General features: G+C 54.7%; 14 protein-coding genes. 11 read left to right on the top strand and 3 right to left on the bottom strand.

The features are described 5' to 3' along the window. Positions 1-44 precede the first annotated feature (44 nt). From zapE to ACMWKA_RS07010, 9 genes are all read left to right on the top strand, one after another. Complete coding sequence (gene zapE, locus ACMWKA_RS07050; protein WP_047351794.1) at positions 45-1,169, top strand: cell division protein ZapE; 1,125 nt, start codon at positions 45-47, stop codon at positions 1,167-1,169. A gap of 289 nt (positions 1,170-1,458) precedes the next feature. Then, entirely contained in the window at positions 1,459-1,887 is a 429-nt protein-coding gene (gene rplM, locus ACMWKA_RS07045; protein WP_013098967.1) for a 50S ribosomal protein L13, read from the top strand. A 15-nt stretch (positions 1,888-1,902) separates the two neighbouring features. Continuing rightward, a complete protein-coding gene (rpsI, locus tag ACMWKA_RS07040) occupies positions 1,903-2,295 on the top strand; it encodes a 30S ribosomal protein S9 (RefSeq protein ID WP_000829818.1) in 393 nt (130 codons plus the stop codon). 308 nt (positions 2,296-2,603) lie between these two features. Next, the gene (sspA, locus tag ACMWKA_RS07035) at positions 2,604-3,242 is read left to right on the top strand and encodes a stringent starvation protein SspA (RefSeq protein ID WP_013098965.1); all 639 of its coding nucleotides are present in this window, start codon (positions 2,604-2,606) and stop codon (positions 3,240-3,242) included. Positions 3,243-3,247: 5 nt separating this feature from the next. Beyond that, positions 3,248-3,745 carry a ClpXP protease specificity-enhancing factor gene (gene sspB / locus ACMWKA_RS07030; protein ID WP_013098964.1) on the top strand — a complete coding sequence of 166 codons (498 nt, stop codon included), beginning with the start codon at positions 3,248-3,250 and terminating at the stop codon, positions 3,743-3,745. A gap of 421 nt (positions 3,746-4,166) precedes the next feature. Then, positions 4,167-4,838: a DUF1120 domain-containing protein gene (locus tag ACMWKA_RS07025; RefSeq protein WP_414760090.1), complete on the top strand. Its 672-nt coding sequence runs from the start codon at positions 4,167-4,169 to the stop codon at positions 4,836-4,838. Positions 4,839-4,948: 110 nt separating this feature from the next. Then, positions 4,949-5,656 (top strand): fimbria/pilus chaperone family protein, encoded by a 708-nt coding sequence (locus ACMWKA_RS07020; protein WP_414760089.1) that lies wholly within the window; start codon positions 4,949-4,951, stop codon positions 5,654-5,656. Positions 5,657-5,662: 6 nt separating this feature from the next. After that, a complete protein-coding gene (locus ACMWKA_RS07015; protein WP_013098961.1) occupies positions 5,663-8,089 on the top strand; it encodes a fimbrial biogenesis outer membrane usher protein in 2,427 nt (808 codons plus the stop codon). Continuing rightward, positions 8,086-8,637, top strand: a complete 552-nt coding sequence (locus tag ACMWKA_RS07010; RefSeq protein ID WP_013098960.1) for a membrane protein — start codon at positions 8,086-8,088, stop codon at positions 8,635-8,637. Before ACMWKA_RS07015 ends, ACMWKA_RS07010 begins: the two co-directional genes overlap by 4 nt. Before the next feature lie 30 nt (positions 8,638-8,667). Here ACMWKA_RS07010 and gltD read toward each other — a convergent pair whose 3' ends face one another. Further along, positions 8,668-10,086, bottom strand: a complete 1,419-nt coding sequence (gene gltD, locus ACMWKA_RS07005) for a glutamate synthase subunit GltD (RefSeq protein WP_013098959.1) — start codon at positions 10,084-10,086, stop codon at positions 8,668-8,670. A 9-nt stretch (positions 10,087-10,095) separates the two neighbouring features. Then, positions 10,096-14,556, bottom strand: coding sequence for a glutamate synthase large subunit (gene gltB / locus ACMWKA_RS07000; protein WP_013098958.1), 4,461 nt, complete (start codon positions 14,554-14,556; stop codon positions 10,096-10,098). A 681-nt stretch (positions 14,557-15,237) separates the two neighbouring features. Between gltB and ACMWKA_RS06995 the strand changes: the two genes are divergently transcribed. Next, the gene (locus ACMWKA_RS06995) at positions 15,238-16,179 is read left to right on the top strand and encodes a TIGR01212 family radical SAM protein (RefSeq protein WP_095908469.1); all 942 of its coding nucleotides are present in this window, start codon (positions 15,238-15,240) and stop codon (positions 16,177-16,179) included. Here ACMWKA_RS06995 and ACMWKA_RS06990 read toward each other — a convergent pair. Further along, positions 16,159-17,661, bottom strand: a complete 1,503-nt coding sequence (locus ACMWKA_RS06990) for a helicase HerA-like C-terminal domain-containing protein (protein ID WP_038420703.1) — start codon at positions 17,659-17,661, stop codon at positions 16,159-16,161. The two genes, ACMWKA_RS06995 and ACMWKA_RS06990, sit on opposite strands and share 21 nt — an antisense overlap. A 137-nt stretch (positions 17,662-17,798) precedes the next feature. Between ACMWKA_RS06990 and ACMWKA_RS06985 the strand changes: the two genes are divergently transcribed. Next, positions 17,799-19,445: a dihydroxyacetone kinase subunit DhaK gene (locus tag ACMWKA_RS06985; RefSeq protein WP_038420702.1), complete on the top strand. Its 1,647-nt coding sequence runs from the start codon at positions 17,799-17,801 to the stop codon at positions 19,443-19,445. Positions 19,446-19,480: the final 35 nt, after the last annotated feature.

Raw genomic sequence — 19,480 nt, 5'->3', positions numbered from 1 at the left:
CACGCCTGCTGATGAGGTTTAATTGAAGGAATAACAACAAGATTATGCAAAACCTGTCCCCCGCATCGCGATATCAACTGGCCCTGGACGAGGGCTCACATCAGCCGGATGACGTTCAACGTGAAGCGGTTAACCGTCTGGATACCCTTTTCCATGAGCTTACGGCAAAACCTGCGGAAGCAGGGCAGAGCGGTGGGCTGAAGGCGGCATTGAGCCGACTGCTCGGAAAAAAAGAGCCACAGGCTAACGCTCCGGCACGCGGTTTATATATGTGGGGCGGTGTCGGTCGCGGGAAAACCTGGTTGATGGATCTGTTTTATCAGAGCCTGCCGGGTGAGCGTAAACAACGCCTGCACTTCCACCGCTTTATGCTGCGGGTGCATGAAGAGTTAACGGCGCTGCAGGGCAAAAGCGATCCGCTGGAGATTGTGGCTGACAGGTTTAAGGCCGAAACGGACGTCCTCTGTTTCGATGAGTTTTTTGTTTCGGATATCACCGATGCCATGCTGTTGGGCGGCCTGATGAAAGCGCTGTTTGCCCGCGGCATCACGCTGGTCGCCACCTCGAATATTCCGCCGGATGAGCTGTATCGTAACGGCCTCCAGCGGGCGCGTTTTCTGCCTGCCATTGATGCCATCAAAGAGCATTGTGACATTATGAATGTTGATGCAGGCGTGGATTACCGTTTGCGCACGCTGACTCAGGCGCACCTGTGGCTCTCACCGCTGAATGCCGAGACCACCCGCCAGATGGATAAACTGTGGCTGGCGCTGGCGGGGGCAAAGCGCGAAAACGCCCCGACGCTGGAGATTAACCATCGTCCGTTGCCTACGCTCGGTGTTGAAAACCAAACGCTGGCGGTCTCTTTTGCGACGCTGTGCGTGGACGCCCGCAGTCAGCACGACTACATCGCCCTTTCGCGCCTGTTCCACACGGTGATGCTGCTGGATGTACCCGTCATGACACGGCTGATGGAAAGCGAGGCGCGACGCTTCATTGCGCTGGTGGACGAGTTTTACGAACGCCACGTCAAGCTGGTGGTGAGCGCCGAGGTGCCTTTATATGAGGTATATCAGGGGGAACGTTTGAAGTTTGAGTTCCAGCGCTGCCTGTCGCGCCTGCAGGAGATGCAGAGCGAGGAGTATCTGAAGCTGGAGCATATGCCTTAAATGCTACCCTCTCCCCGTGGGAGAGGGGCTGGGGGTGAGGGCACCGGACCGCAAAAACTCGCCCCCCGAAAAACCCATTCCAAATCACATTTAAGGGTCGATCTTTGACCTCAACTTCTCTATAATCTTGCGACCCCACGTTACGAGAAGGTTTTTTTCCCGAAACTTTCTATGTGTCGGCATGAGCTATTCGAAGGGGTAGGTTTGCCGGACTTTGTCGTGTGAACCTCAACTGACTAAACGTTTGGGTGTTCACCAACGTGTAACTTATTATTTGGGTAAGCTTTTAATGAAAACTTTTACAGCTAAACCAGAAACCGTACAACGCGACTGGTATGTTGTTGACGCGACCGGTAAAACTCTGGGCCGTCTGGCTACTGAACTGGCTCGTCGCCTGCGCGGTAAGCACAAAGCGGAATACACTCCGCACGTTGATACTGGTGACTACATCATCGTTCTGAACGCAGAAAAAGTTGCTGTAACCGGCAACAAGCGCGAAGACAAAATGTACTACCACCACACTGGCCACATCGGTGGTATCAAAGAAGCGACCTTTGAAGAGATGATTGCTCGCCGTCCTGAGCGTGTGATTGAAATCGCGGTTAAAGGCATGCTGCCAAAAGGCCCGCTGGGTCGTGCTATGTTCCGTAAACTGAAAGTTTACGCAGGTAACGAGCACAACCACGCGGCACAGCAACCGCAAGTTCTTGACATCTAATCGGGATTATAGGCAATGGCTGAAAATCAATACTACGGCACTGGTCGCCGCAAAAGTTCCGCAGCTCGCGTGTTCATCAAACCGGGCAACGGTAAAATCGTAATCAACCAGCGTTCTCTGGAACAGTACTTCGGTCGCGAAACTGCCCGCATGGTAGTTCGCCAGCCGCTGGAACTGGTTGATATGGTAGAAAAACTGGATCTGTACATCACCGTTAAAGGTGGTGGTATCTCCGGTCAGGCAGGTGCGATCCGTCACGGTATCACCCGCGCTCTGATGGAGTACGACGAATCCCTGCGTTCTGAACTGCGTAAAGCTGGCTTCGTTACTCGTGACGCTCGTCAGGTTGAACGTAAGAAAGTGGGTCTGCGTAAAGCACGTCGTCGTCCACAGTTCTCCAAACGTTAATCATTTTCTGCTCACGCAGAACGATTGGCGAAAAACCCGCTTCGGCGGGTTTTTTTATGGGTAATGCTCAGGTTATCCACATTATCAATGCATATATCTCCTCTTTTTCCGCATTTCCAGAATCCCCTCACCACAAAGCCATCAAAATCTGGTAAACTATCATCCAATTTTCTGCCCAAATATCGGTGAATACTCGATTTTTGTTCGATTCTTGAACAATGTGTCTTCTCTGGGATGGGCGCTACATCATCTGGCTGGCCCCACCGGGCCGGTAGCAGTAAAAATTCTGAATATACCTGGAGGTTTTCATGGCTGTCGCTGCCAACAAACGTTCGGTAATGACGCTGTTTTCTGGTCCTACTGACATTTATAGCCATCAGGTTCGTATCGTGCTGGCCGAGAAGGGTGTCAGTTTTGAGATCGAGCATGTGGAAAAGGATAACCCACCTCAGGATCTGATCGATCTCAACCCGAGCCAAAGTGTACCAACGCTGGTGGATCGCGAGCTGACCCTGTGGGAATCCCGTATCATTATGGAATACCTGGATGAGCGTTTCCCGCATCCACCGCTGATGCCTGTTTACCCTGTTGCGCGTGGCGAAAGCCGCCTGTACATGCAGCGTATCGAGAAAGACTGGTACACGCTGATGAACGTGATCGAAAACGGCTCTGCTTCAGAAGCAGACGCTGCACGTAAACAACTGCGTGAAGAGCTGCTGGCGATTGCCCCTGTGTTCGGCCAGAAACCGTTTTTCCTGAGCGATGAGTTCAGCCTGGTGGACTGCTACCTGGCGCCGCTGCTGTGGCGCCTGCCGACACTTGGCGTTGAATTCAGCGGCCCGGGCGCAAAAGAGCTGAAAGGCTATATGACCCGCGTCTTTGAACGCGACTCCTTCCTGGCATCCTTAACTGAACCGGAACGTGAAATGCGTCTCGGCCGAGGCTAATGACTGTGGAAATGTCACAACTTTCACCACGCCGTCCGTATCTGCTGCGCGCCTTCTATGAATGGCTGCTGGATAACCAGCTCACGCCGCACCTGGTTGTGGATGTGACGTTGCCGGGCGTGCTGGTTCCGATGGAATACGCGCGTGACGGACAGATCGTTTTGAACATTGCCCCCCGTGCGGTGGGTAATCTTGAACTGGCGAACGACGAAGTGCGTTTTAACGCGCGTTTCGGCGGCGTACCACGTCAGGTTTCCGTGCCGCTGGCCGCGGTGCTGGCTATCTACGCGCGGGAAAACGGCGCGGGTACGATGTTCGAGCCGGAAGCGGCTTACGATGAAGACGTTGCCAGCCTGAATGAAGACGATGCAACCGGGGAGCGAGACAGCGACACGGTGATGTCGGTTATTGACGGCGACAAACCTGACCGCCAGGATGAAAACGATCCTGATGACGATCCGCCACCACGCGGCGGGCGTCCGGCTCTCAGAGTGGTAAAATAAGCGTCATCCATTATAAAATCCAGCCCTCCTCAGTCGGCTGGATTTTTTTTGCCGATGTAAAGATTAAGCGCCTGTTGAACGAATATTTTTTCTATGTATAGATTTGTACAAAATTAAGACAGTGCAATGCTTTATTCTATATGACAGAAATTTTGGAATACAAAGCCGGAAAAAATAAATCATCGCAATCAATAATTATTCTGAATATAAATGGTCTAAAAAGAACTGGAAACCTCTGTTTTATAAATCCTGCCTATTGTTTGAGTAAATCTAAAAAGAAAAGTTAATAAACCTAAGTTGCATGTATTTATGATTTCTATATTATCGCACCATGCATTTTGCAAACGGAGGTAATAGCGACTATCAAGGATGAACTCAGTCGAATTTTATTTTCTTTAAATCATAAGTTATGGATTAACTCGTGAAAAAAATTCTATTGGCTACAGCATTATTCCTTTGCGTAAACTCTACGTTTGCCGCTGAAACCGCGATATTGAAAATTAAAGGGACGCTGACAGCCTCGGCCTGTACTCCTGAATTTAGCAATGGCGGCGTGGTGGACTATGGAAATATCCGCTTAGGTGAATTGTCCTCTACGGCGGTGAACCAGTTAGGGCAACGGAATATCGATCTCACCATCACCTGCACGGCAGCAACAAAAGTGGCCTGGAATATGATAGACGATCGCGCCGACTCTAACGCAGGATTAACCGTTTCTGCCGGTACATTTACGGGTGGGGCACAGAGTGCGACTAACCAGACCTATGGCGCTGGCAAAGCAGGCACGGTAAATATTGGCTCTTATGCCATGTTTATGAAGGTGAATAGCGTTACTGCAGACGGAAAATCTGTCGATCCAATATATCAGCAGAATGGCTCAACGACCTGGGCTAAGAGTACTGATGGTTCAAGTCAGGGTGAAAATAATCGTAATATTACCGTCGCATTAGCGGGAAGTATTGACCCGCTTGCTTTCCAGACTGCAACATTTCCGCTGGTAACGTCTCTGGCTATTCAGAATACCACAACGCTTGCCATTACCGATGATACCCGGCTGGATGGTCAGTTGACGATCAGCCTAAAGTATCTGTAATTCTTTCAAATTTAAAGTGAGTTAAATTTAATGCAGAGGGAATACGCTTTCTCTCAAAAATAAGCGCCATCAACACGGAATGTTAAGTAGTGCTTTCAAGGAATATACATATGACATGCTCTAAAAAGGTTTTATTTAAAACACTCGCTGCCGCAGCTTTATTCTCTGCACAGTTTGGCGTACATGCAGCCGGTATGGTGCCAGAAACCAGTCTGCTGGTGATTGATGAAGCGACCCACAGTGGCACCATCAACGTCAAAAATACCGATAGCCATCCGTCGCTACTGTACACCGACGTGGTGGATCTGCCGGATGATAAAGGCCTGAAACTTGTCACCACTCAGCCCGTGGTACGTCTCGAGCCCGGTCAGACTCAGCAATTGCGCTTCATCCTGCAAACCAGCAAACCGCTGGACGTTGAGCACTACAAGCGTGTGACCTTTGAAGGGATCCCGCCGAAGAGCGATGACAATAAAGTGAAAATTGGCATCAATATTCGTCAGGACCTGCCCGTACTGATTCGCCCTGCGAAGCTGGCCGTGGTAACCGATGCGTGGAGATTCCTCGAATGGACCGCGTCAGGCACGTCCGTCACGGTAAAAAACCCAAGCAAATATGTTGTGCGTCTGGCACAGAACGTGGTTCTGCAGCCTTCAGGCATCAGCGGATCGCTTGTCAAAACCTACATTTTACCCGGTGAAACCATGACGGTTTCTATGGGCAAATCCGTCAGTGGAAACACGAAAGTGAAGTTTTTCCCGGCCAGCCGCTATGGGGTCGAAGTGCCCAGCTTTATCTCGGATCTCAATAAAAAATAAAGGATTATGGCGGTGCGTAAAAAAAGCCAACTTGCACTTTTTGTGCGCGCTGTGATTTATAGCGCAATACCTCTGATGTTGCTTGATGCTCCCTCCCTCCACGCGAGGGAGGTGACGTTTGATACTGATATCCTGAAATCACGTGGTCTTGGGGCCGATCTAAACCGCTATTTTGCACAAGCGCCGCGCTTTTTACCGGGGACGCATTCCGTTTCTGTCAAAGTGAACGGTAACGATCGCGGAACAGCGGCCGTACGCTTCAGTGAAGACGGAACGATGTGCGTTGATAACGACTTCCTGGAATTTGCAGGTCTCATGCCGGTGCCCATAAAGGCGAATGAGACCTGCCATGATCTGCGTAGCGATTACGCTCAGGCGGTGATCAATCCCTTGCCAAACCAGGAAGCGGTCGAGCTTTATCTGCCAGCGGAAGCACTTAACAGCCTGAGCGCTGATGTCAAAAATTTCCAGCATGGCGGCACGGCAGGCATGCTTAACTACTCGCTCTTCAGCACCAAAAACGAATACAGCGGAAGTGACAGCAGCAGTAACCGTTACTCACAGGCAAGCCTGGAGGCGGGCTTCAACGCGATGGACTGGTCGCTACGCAGCCGCTATATCCTGACGGATGACAACGGCAACCGAAACGCAGAGAGTATTTATACCTACGCAGAGCATGTGTTTGTTCCTCAACGCCTGACCATGCAGGTGGGGGAAATTAACGCCATGTCAGATGTGTTAAGCGGCGTCCCGATTACCGGTGTGCAGTTAATGCCGACCAGCGGTCTGCAGAAAGACAGTTCGGGGGTGAGCGTATCCGGTATTGCCCGAACCTCGCAGGCGCGCGTTGAAGTGCGTCAAAACGGAAGACTCATTTTTAACACGTTAGTCCCGGCGGGCCCGTTCACGCTGGATGACGTCCCGATGGTCCGTAACAACGTCGATCTTGACGTCACCGTTGTGGAGTCCGACGGTTCGACCAACCGCTACATTGTTCCCGCCGCATCCGTAAAAGCCCGAAATCTTTCAAAACCAAACGGCCTGACCGTTTCGGCGGGCCAGGTGCGTGGTATAGACAGTGACTACAGCGATCCGCTGGTGTTCAACGTATCCGATGGCTGGCGAATTTTCCCCTGGATGAACCTGCTTGCCTCCGGCGTTGTGGCCGAAGATTATCAGGCCGCGGGGGCGCGCACAGAATTTATGGTTACCGATGGCTGGAACGTCTCCACCAGTATGGCCGCCAGCAACGCGCAATTTGGCGACAGTGATAACGGTATCAAAAACGAACTCCAGAGCGATTACTCGTTGACTGAGAATGTCGGCCTGTCTGCCAGCGTGGCGCATTACAGCGGTGATTATCGCGAACTCGCAGATGCCATGGATGATGATTATCAGGGCTATGACAACAGTTATTCGGCCAACGTACGTTGGTCCACAGAATTGGCCGGGGCATTTAGTGCGGGCCTGAGCTACAACCAGGCCGCAGGAGACGGCGAAGATTCCCGCTACTTGCTTCTGTCGTGGGGGAAAACCTTCAAATACGCTTCAATCAACGTGAACTGGCAAAGCGCAGTGGGCAGCACGGATGACGACCAGGACGACGATCTGCTCTATATCAACCTCAGCATTCCGTTAGGCGGTTCGCAGAGCCTGAGTTCGTATATGCGTAAGCAGGGCGACAGCACCAGCTATGGTCTGGCGAACAGCGGGTCGCTGGGGGAGAACACCAACTACTATATTTCTGCCGATCGTGATGACGAATCACAGGAAAACAGCTTCAACGGCAACATCAACACTAATCTTCACTACACCCAGCTTAGCGTCGGGGGCGGTACCAGCGGCGATCATCAGCGTAACTACAATGCGACCCTGTCTGGCGGCATTGCGATGCACAAAGACGGTGTGACCTTCTCGCCGTATTCCATCAAGGACACGTTTGCCATCGCCAGACTCAGCGAACCGAAAGCGGGCGTTGAGATCACCACGCCGCAGGGCACCGTCTGGACCGACCGCTGGGGCCAGGCTGTCATTCCCGGCCTGACTGAATGGCGTAACTCACGTATCGAAGTGGATGCGAACAAGCTACCGCAGAGCATGACCCTGGCGAACGGGACCAAATATATTGCTGCTGCACATGGCTCGGTAAGCGAAGTGAGCTTTAAAGTATTGAACAGCCGCCGCGTGATGTTACGTATTAAGCAGGCCGACGGGAAGCCGCTGACGAAAGGTCTGTCGGTGGTGGATGATAAAAATAACTACGTGGTGACGGTGGTTGATGACGGACATGTCTTCCTGAACGATGCCGATCAGATTAGCGCGCTTTATGCCGTTGATGATGACAATAACCGTCTGTGCAAACTTGATTTTACGCTTCCTGAAAAGCACGACGAAGACGCGTTTTACGAAGAAGTTAACGGAGTATGTCGATGAACATTCAACGTCTGGCTGCGCTATTGCTGCTTGCTTTGCCGTGCCTTTCTTATGCTGACGATTGTCAGCTAACGCTCTCTCAGCCGGTTGTGGATTATCACCAGATGCGGCGTGACAGCATTGTCACCAGCCAGCAGAGCTGGAACAAAATGCCGGAAAAAGACATAAATGTCAGCGTCTATTGCCCGGAAAAACAGCAGATGGCGACGCTGTTACAGGGGGCTTCTGGTCAGAAGGGGCGTTTTCAGTTTGGTCAGAACGGTGGTGTGGCGATAAAGGTCAGCAACCTGACGCTGGATGGTAAAAGCTACAACGTAGGGAAAACAACGGATCAGGTGAATTTTACGCCGGATACTGATAATGGGTCATCGCTCTATATCCGCAATAACGAGGCTGTCGTGGCGGTTGAAAACGGCAGGGTACCCAGCGGCCAGCAGATGAACTTTACCGTCACCATTTTCCCGGTGCTCAATGACAGCGCGTTTAACCATATTTCGGATCAAACCGCGCTGGAGACCGATTTAACCTGGCAACTGCTTAAAAAATAAAAGTTGGCCCGGCAATCGCCGGGCCATTTTTTACACTTCCAGATAGTTCAGTATACCGTCTGCCGCCTTACGGCCTTCGGCAATTGCCGTCACCACCAGGTCAGAACCACGAACGATATCACCACCGGCGAAGATTTTCGGGTTGCTGGTCTGGAACGCATTGTCGCTGCCTTCTGGCGCGATAATACGACCCTGCGAATCCAGCTCAACGCTGTGCTTCGCCAGCCACTCCATGCTGTGAGGACGGAAACCGAACGCCATGACGACCGCGTCAGCCGGGATCACGTGCTCAGAACCAGCCACGATCTCCGCGCGACGGCGGCCTTTGGCATCCGGGGCACCCATCTCGGTGCGCGCCATCTTCACGCCGCTCACTTTACCGTTGGCATTCACTTCAATACCCAGAGGCTGGATGTTGAACTGGAACTCCACGCCCTCTTCACGCGCGTTTTTCACTTCGCGTTTTGAGCCCGGCATGTTCTCTTCGTCACGACGGTAAGCACAGATTACGTGCGCCGCGTTCTGACGAATGGAGGTACGCACGCAGTCCATCGCGGTGTCACCACCGCCCAGCACCACCACGCGTTTGCCTTCCATGCTGACGTAAGGCTCGTCAGCCGTTTCGCCATACCCCATGATCTGTTTGGTGTTGGCAATCAGGAACGGCAGCGCGTCGTACACGCCTGGCGCGTCTTCGTTCTCGAGCCCGCCACGCATGGACTGATAGGTACCCACGCCCAGGAACACGGCGTCGTAATCCTTCAGCAGATCGTCGAGCTGCACGTCGCGGCCCACTTCTACATTCAGTTTGAACTCAATGCCCATGCCGGTGAAGATTTCACGGCGACGGGTCATAACCTCTTTCTCCAGCTTGAAGGCCGGGATACCGAAGGTCAGCAGGCCGCCGATCTCCGGATGACGGTCAAAGACCACCGCCTTCACGCCGTTACGGGTCAGGACATCCGCACAGGCCAGGCCCGCCGGACCCGCGCCGATGATCGCCACGCGCTTGTCGGTTTGCTTCACGCCAGTCATATCCGGACGCCAGCCCATCTCAAACGCTTTATCGTTGATGTAGCGCTCAATGTTACCGATGGTCACCGCGCCAAACTCGTCATTCAGCGTACAGGAGCCTTCACACAGACGGTCCTGCGGACACACGCGGCCGCACACTTCTGGCAGGGTGTTGGTCTGGTGAGAAAGCTCGGCGGCTTCAAAAATACGCCCTTCGTTGGCCAGCTTCAGCCAGTTAGGGATGTAGTTATGGACCGGACATTTCCACTCACAGTAAGGGTTACCGCAGGACAGGCAGCGGTCTGCCTGTGCTTTGGCCTGGCCTTCTGAAAACGGCTCATAGATTTCTACAAATTCAATTTTACGGATCTTCAGCGGTTTCTTTGGCGGATCAACACGCTGCAGGTCGATAAACTGGTATACGTTCTGGCTCATCTGAATTCCTTACTGCGCCTGCACACGCAGCTCTGCTGCGCTACGACTACGGTGACCCAACAGGGCTTTAACATCGCTGGACTTCGGTTTAACCAGCGCGAATTTCGCAGAGAACGCTGGCCAGTTCGCCAGGATCTCTTCGCCGCGCGAAGAACCGGTATGCTGCACGTGTTCGGTAATCAAACCGCGCAGGTGTTCTTCGTGGATCGCCAGCGTATCAACGTCCAGCACTTCCACCAGCTCTGGGTTCACGCGTTTGCGGAACTCACCATCTTCATCCAGGACGTATGCAAAACCGCCCGTCATGCCTGCGCCAAAGTTCACGCCGGTTTTCCCCAGCACGCAAACAATCCCGCCCGTCATGTATTCACAGCCGTTATCGCCAATGCCTTCCACCACGGTGATAGCACCGGAGTTACGCACCGCAAAACGCTCACCCGCACGGCCCGCGGCAAACAGACGGCCACCGGTCGCGCCGTAAAGACAGGTGTTACCGATGATGCTGGCTTCGTGACTGCGGAAGGCAGAGCCCACCGGAGGACGCACCGCCAGCAGACCACCCGCCATGCCTTTACCGACGTAGTCGTTAGCATCGCCAGTCAGGTACAACTCAACGCCGCCGGCATTCCACACGCCGAAGCTCTGACCCGCCGTACCGCTGAAGTGCGCGGTGATCGGATCCGCTGCCAGCCCCTGATCGCCGTGCGTTTGCGCGATGTAACCAGAGAGCGACGCACCCACAGAGCGGTCGGTGTTGCGGATATCAAACCAGAACGTTTTACTCTGCTTCTCATCCACATATGGCTTCGCCTGCTGCAGCAGCTGCGCGTTCAGCACGCCATTGTCGAACGGCGGGTTGTTCTCGGTGCAGTAGACCGCCTTACCTGGATGCGGCTCGGCCGTTTCCAGCAGCTTGCCCAGATCCAGTTTCTGCTGTTTGGCAGTGAAACCGTCCAGCTCTTTCAGCAGGTCGGTACGGCCAATCAGATCCACCAGACGTTTTACACCCAGTTGCGCCATCAGCTCGCGGGTTTCACGGGCGATGAAGTCAAAGTAGTTTGTCACTTTGAACGGCAGGCCGTGATAGTGGTTCTTACGCAGCTTCTCGTCCTGGGTTGCAACGCCGGTCGCACAGTTGTTCAGGTGGCAAATACGCAGGTATTTACAGCCCAGCGCAACCATCGGGCCGGTACCAAAGCCGAAGCTTTCCGCACCCAGAATCGCCGCTTTGATGATGTCGAGGCCGGTTTTCAGGCCGCCGTCCACCTGCAGACGGATCTTATGACGCAGACCGTTTGCCACCAGCGCCTGTTGGGTTTCCACCAGGCCCAGCTCCCACGGACAACCCGCGTATTTCACGGAAGAGAGCGGGCTTGCACCGGTGCCACCGTCGTAGCCGGCGATGGTGATGAGATCCGCATAGGCTTTCGCCACACCGGTCGCGATGGTGCCGACGCCCGGTTCGGAAACCAGCTTCACGGAGATCATCGCTTTCGGGTTGACCTGTTTCAGGTCGAAAATCAGCTGCGCCAGATCCTCGATAGAGTAGATATCGTGGTGCGGCGGCGGGGAGATCAGCGTCACGCCCGGTACCGAGTAACGCAGTTTGGCGATGTACGGGGTGACTTTATCACCCGGTAACTGACCGCCTTCGCCCGGTTTTGCCCCCTGAGCGACTTTAATCTGAATGACGTCGGCGTTGACCAGGTACGCTGGCGTTACGCCAAAGCGACCGGATGCCACCTGCTTGATACGGGACACTTTATTGGTGCCGTAGCGGGCAGGATCTTCACCGCCTTCACCGGAGTTAGAGTTACCGCCGATGCTGTTCATCGCTTCGGCCAGCGCCTCGTGGGCTTCCGGGCTTAATGCGCCGATGGACATCGCAGCGGTGTCGAAGCGTTTGAACAGCTCAGACGCAGGCTCTACGTCGTCGATGCTGACCGCTTCATCACCTGGGTTCAGCGCCAGCAGATCGCGCAGCGTGGCCGCCGGGCGGTTGTTCACCAACTCAGCATACTGCTGATAATCGCTGTACTCGCCGCTCTGGACGGCCTGCTGCAGCGTGCGCACCACGTCCGGGTTGTAGGCGTGATATTCGCCACCGTGAACGTACTTCAGCAGACCACCTTGCTCCAGCGGCTTACGTGCCAGCCAGGCGCGCTTAGACAGGTTCACCAGATCCTGCTGGAAGTCGGCAAAACCGGCTCCACCGATGCGGCTGACCACGCCCTGGAAGCAGAGGTTTGCCACGTCGTTATGCAGGCCAACCGCTTCAAACAGCTTCGAGCAGCGGTAAGAGGCGATGGTCGAGATGCCCATTTTGGACATGATCTTGTAAAGGCCTTTGTTGATGCCGTTACGGTAGTTCAGCATCACGGTACGGTAATCTTTGTCGATCGCGCGGGTGTCCACCAGACGAGCCAGCGTTTCGTAGGCCAGGTATGGATAGATCGCCGTCGCACCAAAGCCTAACAGCACGGCAAAGTGGTGTGGATCGCGTGCGCTTGCGGTTTCAACAATGATGTTGGCGTCGCAGCGCAGGCTCTTATCGACCAGGCGCGTCTGGATAGCCCCCACCGCCATTGGCGCCGGCACCGGCAGGCGGTTCTTCGCAATGTTACGGTCAGACAGCACCAGTAGAACGGTGCCGTTACGCACCATCTGTTCCGCTTTGTCACACAGCGCGTTCACCGTCTCTTCGAGGGTCGCTTCGGTCACGTCGAAGGTGATATCGAGCGTGTCAGCGCGGTAGTGATCCTCTTTCAGCGTGGTGAGCTGTTTGAAATCGGAGTAAAGCAGGATCGGCGATTTAAAGGTCAGGCGGTGAGCCTGGCCTTCTGCCTCGCAGAAGACGTTCATCTCGCGACCAATGCTTGTTGCCAATGACATGACGTGGGCTTCACGCAGCGGGTCGATTGGCGGGTTGGTCACCTGTGCAAACTGTTGACGGAAGTAGTCATAAATTACACGTGGCTGACTGGAGAGCACGGCAAACGGGGTATCGTCACCCATGGAGCCGACAGCCTCCTGGCCGTTTTCACCAAGCACGCGGATGACGGAATCCAGCTCTTCCGCACTGTAGTTAAACTGCTTCTGGAAGCTTGCCAGCGTATCGTCGTCCAGCTCGCGGCTGCCCACTTCTTCGTCCGGCAGATCTTCGAACGGCACCAGACGGCGCACGTTTTTCTCCATCCACTCTTTATAGGGATGGCGGCTCTTCAGATCGTTGTCTGTTTCAGCGGAGTGCAGAATACGCCCACCGCGGGTATCGATAACCATCAGCTCGCCCGGCCCAACACGGCCTTTCTCAACCACTTCGTCAGGCTGGTAATCCCAGATACCGACTTCTGAGGCGCAGGTGATGAGCTTGTCTTTGGTGATGACGTAGCGCGCCGGACGCAGACCGTTACGGTCCAGGTTACAGGCGGCAAAACGACCGTCGGACATGACGATGCCCGCCGGGCCATCCCATGGCTCCATGTGCATGGAGTTAAAGTCAAAGAATGCACGCAGCTCCGGATCCATATCCGGATTGTTCTGCCAGGCCGGTGGCACGAGCAGACGCATGGCACGCACGATATCCATGCCGCCTGCCAGCAGCAGCTCCAGCATGTTATCCATGGAACTGGAGTCAGAACCGGTTTCGTTAACGAACGGCGCAGCATCATGCAGGTCCGGGATCAGCGGGGTCTGGAACTTATAGGTACGGGCGCGCGCCCACTGGCGGTTACCGGTGATGGTGTTGATCTCGCCGTTGTGCGCCAGATAGCGGAACGGCTGTGCCAGCGGCCAGCGTGGAACGGTGTTGGTGGAGAAGCGCTGGTGGAACAGGCAAATGGCCGATTCCAGACGCAGGTCCGCCAGGTCCAGGTAGAAGCGCGGCAGGTCAGCCGGCATACACAGACCTTTATAGATGTTCACCAGGTTCGAGAGGCTACAGACGTAGAACTCTTTGTCGTCCTGGAGACGCTTTTCAATGCGGCGGCGGGCGATAAACAGACGGCGTTCCATATCACGTGGACGCCAGCCAGCAGGCGCATTAACAAAAATCTGTTCAATACGAGGCAGCGAGGAGAGGGCGATTTCACCGAGCACCCCTTCGTTGGTTGGCACATCGCGCCAGCCGACAATAGACAGGGTTTCACGCTGAAGTTCTTCTTCAACGATGCGGCGTGAGGCGGCAGCTTTTTCAGGATCCTGATTCAGGAACAGCATACCGACAGCGTAGTTTTTGGCTAAACGCCAGCCGCGCTCTTCCGCCACGATACGGAAGAAACGATCCGGTTTTTGCAGCAGCAGGCCGCAACCGTCGCCGGTTTTACCATCGGCAAGGATGGCACCACGGTGCTGCATACGGGCCAGTGCGTGAATAGCAGTACGCACTACCTTGTGGCTAGGTTCGCCTTCTATGTGGGCGATCAGGCCGAAACCACAGTTATCCTTCTCAAGGGATTTATCGTACAACATATCAGTGAACCTCCCCAGGCTCGTCGGGCTTCCCACTGAACCGTGGCGCACAGGCACAGAAAGAGCATGGCGACGGGGTTTGCGTTTCATACGCGGACCTCGCATTCGCCCTCTTTTCATCCTTTCGCGCAGGTAAACAAGTTTGAGGACTTGCTTCAGAGGGAATCTCAATTACTGCATAAATATGATGAGCAGGCCGCTCATCCAGAAAGCTTCCAGCGGATTTCCAACTTATCGGGAATTGGTACACAGGTCAAATGGCAATCTTATTTATACAAAAATGTGCTATAGAGAAGATAATGCATTGTATTTAAAAGATATTTAACTATTTTTACAACCACTAAGCGCCCTGCGAAGTCGCAGCGGAGTGTGATCTGACTCACTATATGAAAGCGGTATTATTGATGCAGCGTGCTGAATGCCGGTTTTTTTACAGGATAATAAACTGCTGTGCGGTTTAAACCCGCATAAAGTCACTGTTTTTCAGTGCTGGCGTTATAAATAAAAAAAACAATCAGAACATAAGGAAAAGTAATCACATTTGGCGTGAATGAAATTGCAGTAATCTTGAGTAGTTATTCAAATAGATAAAGGCCAGCCAGGGCGATTGATCCAGGTCATCGCCGATGGTGGCTAAAAATGGCAGGCTTGTCCCCTTTCTTCGGGACGGTCTATCAGATTATGCAGTTACAGAAATTAGTCAATATGTTTGGTGGGGATCTTTTGCAGCGCTACGGGCAAAAGGTTCACAAGCTGACGCTGCATGGCGGTTTTAGCTGCCCGAATCGCGATGGTACGCTCGGGCGCGGCGGCTGCACCTTCTGTAACGTGGCCTCCTTTGCGGACGAGGCGCAGCAGCATAAATCTATCGCGGAACAGCTCGCGCATCAGGCCCGTCTTGTGAACCGGGCAAAGCAGTATCTGGCCTATTTCCAGGCCTACACCAGCACATGGGCGGAAGTGCAGGTGCTGCGTTCGATGTATCAACAGGCGGTCGCTCAGGCGAACATTGTCGGGCTGTGTGTCGGTACGCGTCCGGACTGCGTGCCCGACGCGGTGCTGGATTTACTCAGCGAGTATAAAGAGCAGGGCTATGAGATCTGGCTGGAACTAGGCCTGCAAAGCGCGCATGACAAAACCCTGCACCGTATTAATCGCGGCCATGATTTTGCCTGCTATCAGCGCACCACCCGCCTGGCCCGCGAACGTGGCCTGAAAGTCTGCACGCATCTGATTGTCGGCCTGCCGGGAGAAGGGCAGCAGCATGGCCTGGAGACGCTGGAAAAAGTCGTTGAGACAGGCGTGGACGGGATCAAGCTGCACCCGCTGCATATTGTGCAGGGCAGCATTATGGCCAAAGCCTGGCAAGCCGGGCGGTTAAACGGCATCGCACTCGACGAGTATACGGTAACGGCAGGGGAGATGATCCGTCATACGCCGCCCGAGATTGTCTATCACCGTATCTCCGCCAGCGCCCGCCGTCCAACGCTTCTGGCACCGCTATGGTGTGAGAACCGCTGGACGGGGATGGTGGAGATTGACCGCTATCTGCATGAGCACGGTGTGCAGGGCTCGGCGCTGGGACGGCCGTGGGTCGCTCCGCTACCGGCGGCGACCGCCTAACAGACTCCCCAGCATGCCGCGCACTATCTGATTCGTGACCTGCCGCGCGGCGCTTTTCGCCATCGTCTGTACAACGCCATCGCGCTTGCCGCCGCGCGGCCCGGTACTGCCAAACAAAATGTCTTTCAGCCCACCCAGAATGCCGTCATCCACCGCGACTGACTGCCCCTTGGCGGGTGGGGCGTCCTGCGAGTCGGTGGTGGCCTGTACCCCTTTTTGCAGCATCTCGAAGGCAGATTCGCGATCCACTTCATCTTCGTATTTCCCGTAAACCGGGGAGTGGTTAATCAGTCCGTTGCGCTCATCGTCCGTTACCGGCCCCATTCGCGAGCAAGGGGCAATCACCATGGCGCGTTCCACAATGGACGGGCTGCCTTTGGCATCCAGGAAGGAGATCAGCGCCTCACCGGTACCCAGCGCCTGAATCGCCGCTTCGGTATCAAAGGCCGGGTTCGCGCGCATGGTTTGTGCGGCAGCTTTGACGGCTTTCTGATCTTTTGGCGTAAAGGCGCGCAGGGCGTGCTGGACGCGATTACCGAGCTGCCCCAGCACGTTATCGGGGATATCCGACGGGTTTTGCGAAACAAACCACACGCCGACGCCTTTGGAGCGGATCAGCCGGATAACCTGCTCGATCTTGTCGAGCAGCACCTGCGGCGCATCGTTGAACAGCAGGTGCGCTTCGTCGAAGAAGAACACCAGCTTCGGCTTCTCAAGGTCGCCCGCCTCCGGCAGCTGTTCGTAAAGTTCAGAGAGCATCCACAGCAGGCTGGCGGCGTAGAGTTTCGGCATCTGATAGAGCTTCTCTGAGCTCAGAATGTTGATGATGCCTTTGCCGTTGCTGTCAGTGCGCATCCAGTCTTTGATATCGAGCATCGGCTCGCCGAAGAAATGCTCTGCACCCTGTTGCTCCAGCGTCAGTAACCCGCGCTGAATGGCCCCCACGGAGGCACTGCTGATGTTGCCGTACTGGTTCTGGAAGGATTTAGCGTTATCGCCGATGTATTGGGTAATGGCGCGCAGATCTTTGAAATCGAGCAGCAGCAGCCCCTGATCGTCGGCAATACGGAAGATGATGTTCAACACCCCGGACTGGACATCGTTGAGATTCAGAAGACGGGCCAGCAGCAGCGGGCCAAGATCGGAGACGGTGGCACGTACCGGATGACCTTTCTCACCAAAGATATCCCAGACAACTACCGGGTTGTTGTGCGGCGTCCAGTCATTGACGCCGATATTTTTCAGACGCTCAAGGAGTTTTTCTGAGGGTGCCCCCTCCTGAGCCACACCGGTTAAATCGCCTTTTACATCGGCCATAAAGACCGGCACGCCAATCTCAGAGAGCGATTCGGCCAGCTTCTGCAGGGTAACGGTTTTCCCCGTCCCGGTGGCGCCGGTGATCAGGCCGTGACGGTTCGCCATCGCAGGCAGTAAAAACAGCTCTTTCTCCAGCGTCCTGGCAATTAACAATGGTGTACTCATGATACTCATCCTCTCTTAGTCCTGGGTGGAGTATAGGCAACCTGACGGCAAAATGGCGTTAAAAATTCCTTACTTTGCGGCGTATTACCCAGCGCGGACTATGCTTTTGCATACGGTTCACAACAAGTTGAGAATGTATGTCCAGATTCTTTTTTAATAATCGCAAACAACTGGTCAACGATGCTATTGAAGGCATTCTGATTTCTGCTCCGCACGGTAACCTCGTCAAGCTTGATGTTGATCCTGCCATTCGCATTGTGGCCCGCAGCGACTGGGACAAGAGCCGCGTGGCGGTGATCTCCGGTGGCGGTTCCGGCCACGAGCCTGCACACGCCGGGTTTGTCGGCAAAGGTATGTTGACGGCAGCAGTGTGCGGCGATCTGTTCGCCTCGCCGAGCGTGGATGCGGTGCTGAATGCCATTGTGGCGGTGACGGGTGACCGTGGTTGCCTGCTGATCGTTAAAAACTACACCGGTGACCGCCTGAATTTTGGTCTGGCGGCAGAAAAGGCGAAACGCTACGGCCTGAAGGTGGAGATGGTCATTGTGGCAGACGATATTGCGCTGCCGGACAACAAACAGCCGCGCGGCATTGCCGGTACGGCGCTGGTTCATAAGATCGCGGGTTATGCCGCAGAGCACGGAAAATCGCTGAGTGAAGTGCGTGATATTGCGCAACAGGCCTGCGATAACCTCTGGAGCCTGGGCGTTGCGATGCAAACGTGTAACCTGCCGGGAAGCGACGAGGAAGAAGGACGCATTAAGCAAGGTCATGTCGAGCTGGGTCTGGGCATTCATGGTGAGCCGGGGGCTTCCGTCGTGGATACGCAGAACAGTAAAGCGATTATCGACACGCTGGTGACGCCGCTCAAGGCGAAGGCGGGTGACGGGCGCTTCGCAGTGTTGATCAATAACCTGGGGGGCGTATCAGCGCTCGAGATGGCTCTGCTCACCAAAGAGCTGGCCCACTCGGCACTGAAAGATAACCTGGCGTACCTGATTGGCCCGGCACCGCTGGTGAGCGCCCTGGATATGAAAGGCTTTTCGCTGACGCTGCTGAAGCTAAACGATCTGTTCGAAAAAGCCCTTCATGAAGAGGTTGAGACGCTGGGCTGGCAGAAGCCGGTGGCATTTGCCCCGCTGCGTACCCAGGAGCATAGCGCGATCCATGACCGCGTGGAGTTTACCCCGTCCGCAAATCCGCAGGTGGGCGAATATGTCTCTGTGGTGACAAAGACGTTGATTCAGCTGGAAAACCGTCTGAACGCGCTGGATGCGAAAGTGGGGGATGGCGATACCGGATCCACCTTTGCGCAAGGGGCGCGGGAGATTGCGCAGCGTCTGGAGGAGAATAACCTTCCTCTTAACGACGTGTCGACATTACTTCTGCTGGTGGGCGAGCGTCTGGCAACGGTGATGGGCGGATCGAGCGGCGTATTAATGTCGATCTTTTTCACGGCAGCCGGACAAAAGCTGCATGACGGACAATCGCTTGCGGATGCATTGCTGAGCGGGCTGGCACAGATGAAGCAGTATGGCGGGGCCGATCTCGGTGATCGCACGCTGATCGATGCGCTACAGCCGGCGCTGGAGACGTTACAGAAAAACGATCTTCAGGCGGCGGCGCAGGCGGCACAGCAGGGCGCAGAGGCAACGGCCAGAATGGGCAAAGCGGGCGCGGGACGTTCGTCGTATGTGAATAAAGAGAATCTGGATGGGGTAATGGATCCGGGAGCGGTTGCGGTGGCAGAGGTGTTTAAGGCCATGGTAGAAGCAAAACGGTAACAACCGTTACCGTTTTTAGTGTTTGCGACCTCTCC

The sequence above is a fragment of the Enterobacter sp. 03-F-07-AD-ECC genome (assembly GCF_047530935.1).
Classification (GTDB): domain Bacteria; phylum Pseudomonadota; class Gammaproteobacteria; order Enterobacterales; family Enterobacteriaceae; genus Enterobacter; species Enterobacter cloacae.
Note: the sequence above shows the minus strand (reverse complement) of the source record. Positions and strands in the feature narration are given on the sequence as shown.

Excerpts from the sequence above, each read along its gene's own strand:
- sspA (WP_013098965.1), top strand. The coding sequence starts at position 2,604 with ATGGCTGTCGCTGCCAACAAACGTTCGGTAATGACGCTGTTTTCTGGT.
- ACMWKA_RS06990 (WP_038420703.1), bottom strand. The coding sequence starts at position 17,661 with ATGAGTACACCATTGTTAATTGCCAGGACGCTGGAGAAAGAGCTGTTT.
- ACMWKA_RS06995 (WP_095908469.1), top strand. The coding sequence starts at position 15,238 with ATGCAGTTACAGAAATTAGTCAATATGTTTGGTGGGGATCTTTTGCAG.
- ACMWKA_RS07015 (WP_013098961.1), top strand. The coding sequence starts at position 5,663 with ATGGCGGTGCGTAAAAAAAGCCAACTTGCACTTTTTGTGCGCGCTGTG.
- gltD (WP_013098959.1), bottom strand. The coding sequence starts at position 10,086 with ATGAGCCAGAACGTATACCAGTTTATCGACCTGCAGCGTGTTGATCCG.
- gltB (WP_013098958.1), bottom strand. The coding sequence starts at position 14,556 with ATGTTGTACGATAAATCCCTTGAGAAGGATAACTGTGGTTTCGGCCTG.
- ACMWKA_RS07010 (WP_013098960.1), top strand. The coding sequence starts at position 8,086 with ATGAACATTCAACGTCTGGCTGCGCTATTGCTGCTTGCTTTGCCGTGC.
- rplM (WP_013098967.1), top strand. The coding sequence starts at position 1,459 with ATGAAAACTTTTACAGCTAAACCAGAAACCGTACAACGCGACTGGTAT.
- rpsI (WP_000829818.1), top strand. The coding sequence starts at position 1,903 with ATGGCTGAAAATCAATACTACGGCACTGGTCGCCGCAAAAGTTCCGCA.
- ACMWKA_RS06985 (WP_038420702.1), top strand. The coding sequence starts at position 17,799 with ATGTCCAGATTCTTTTTTAATAATCGCAAACAACTGGTCAACGATGCT.
- ACMWKA_RS07020 (WP_414760089.1), top strand. The coding sequence starts at position 4,949 with ATGACATGCTCTAAAAAGGTTTTATTTAAAACACTCGCTGCCGCAGCT.
- zapE (WP_047351794.1), top strand. The coding sequence starts at position 45 with ATGCAAAACCTGTCCCCCGCATCGCGATATCAACTGGCCCTGGACGAG.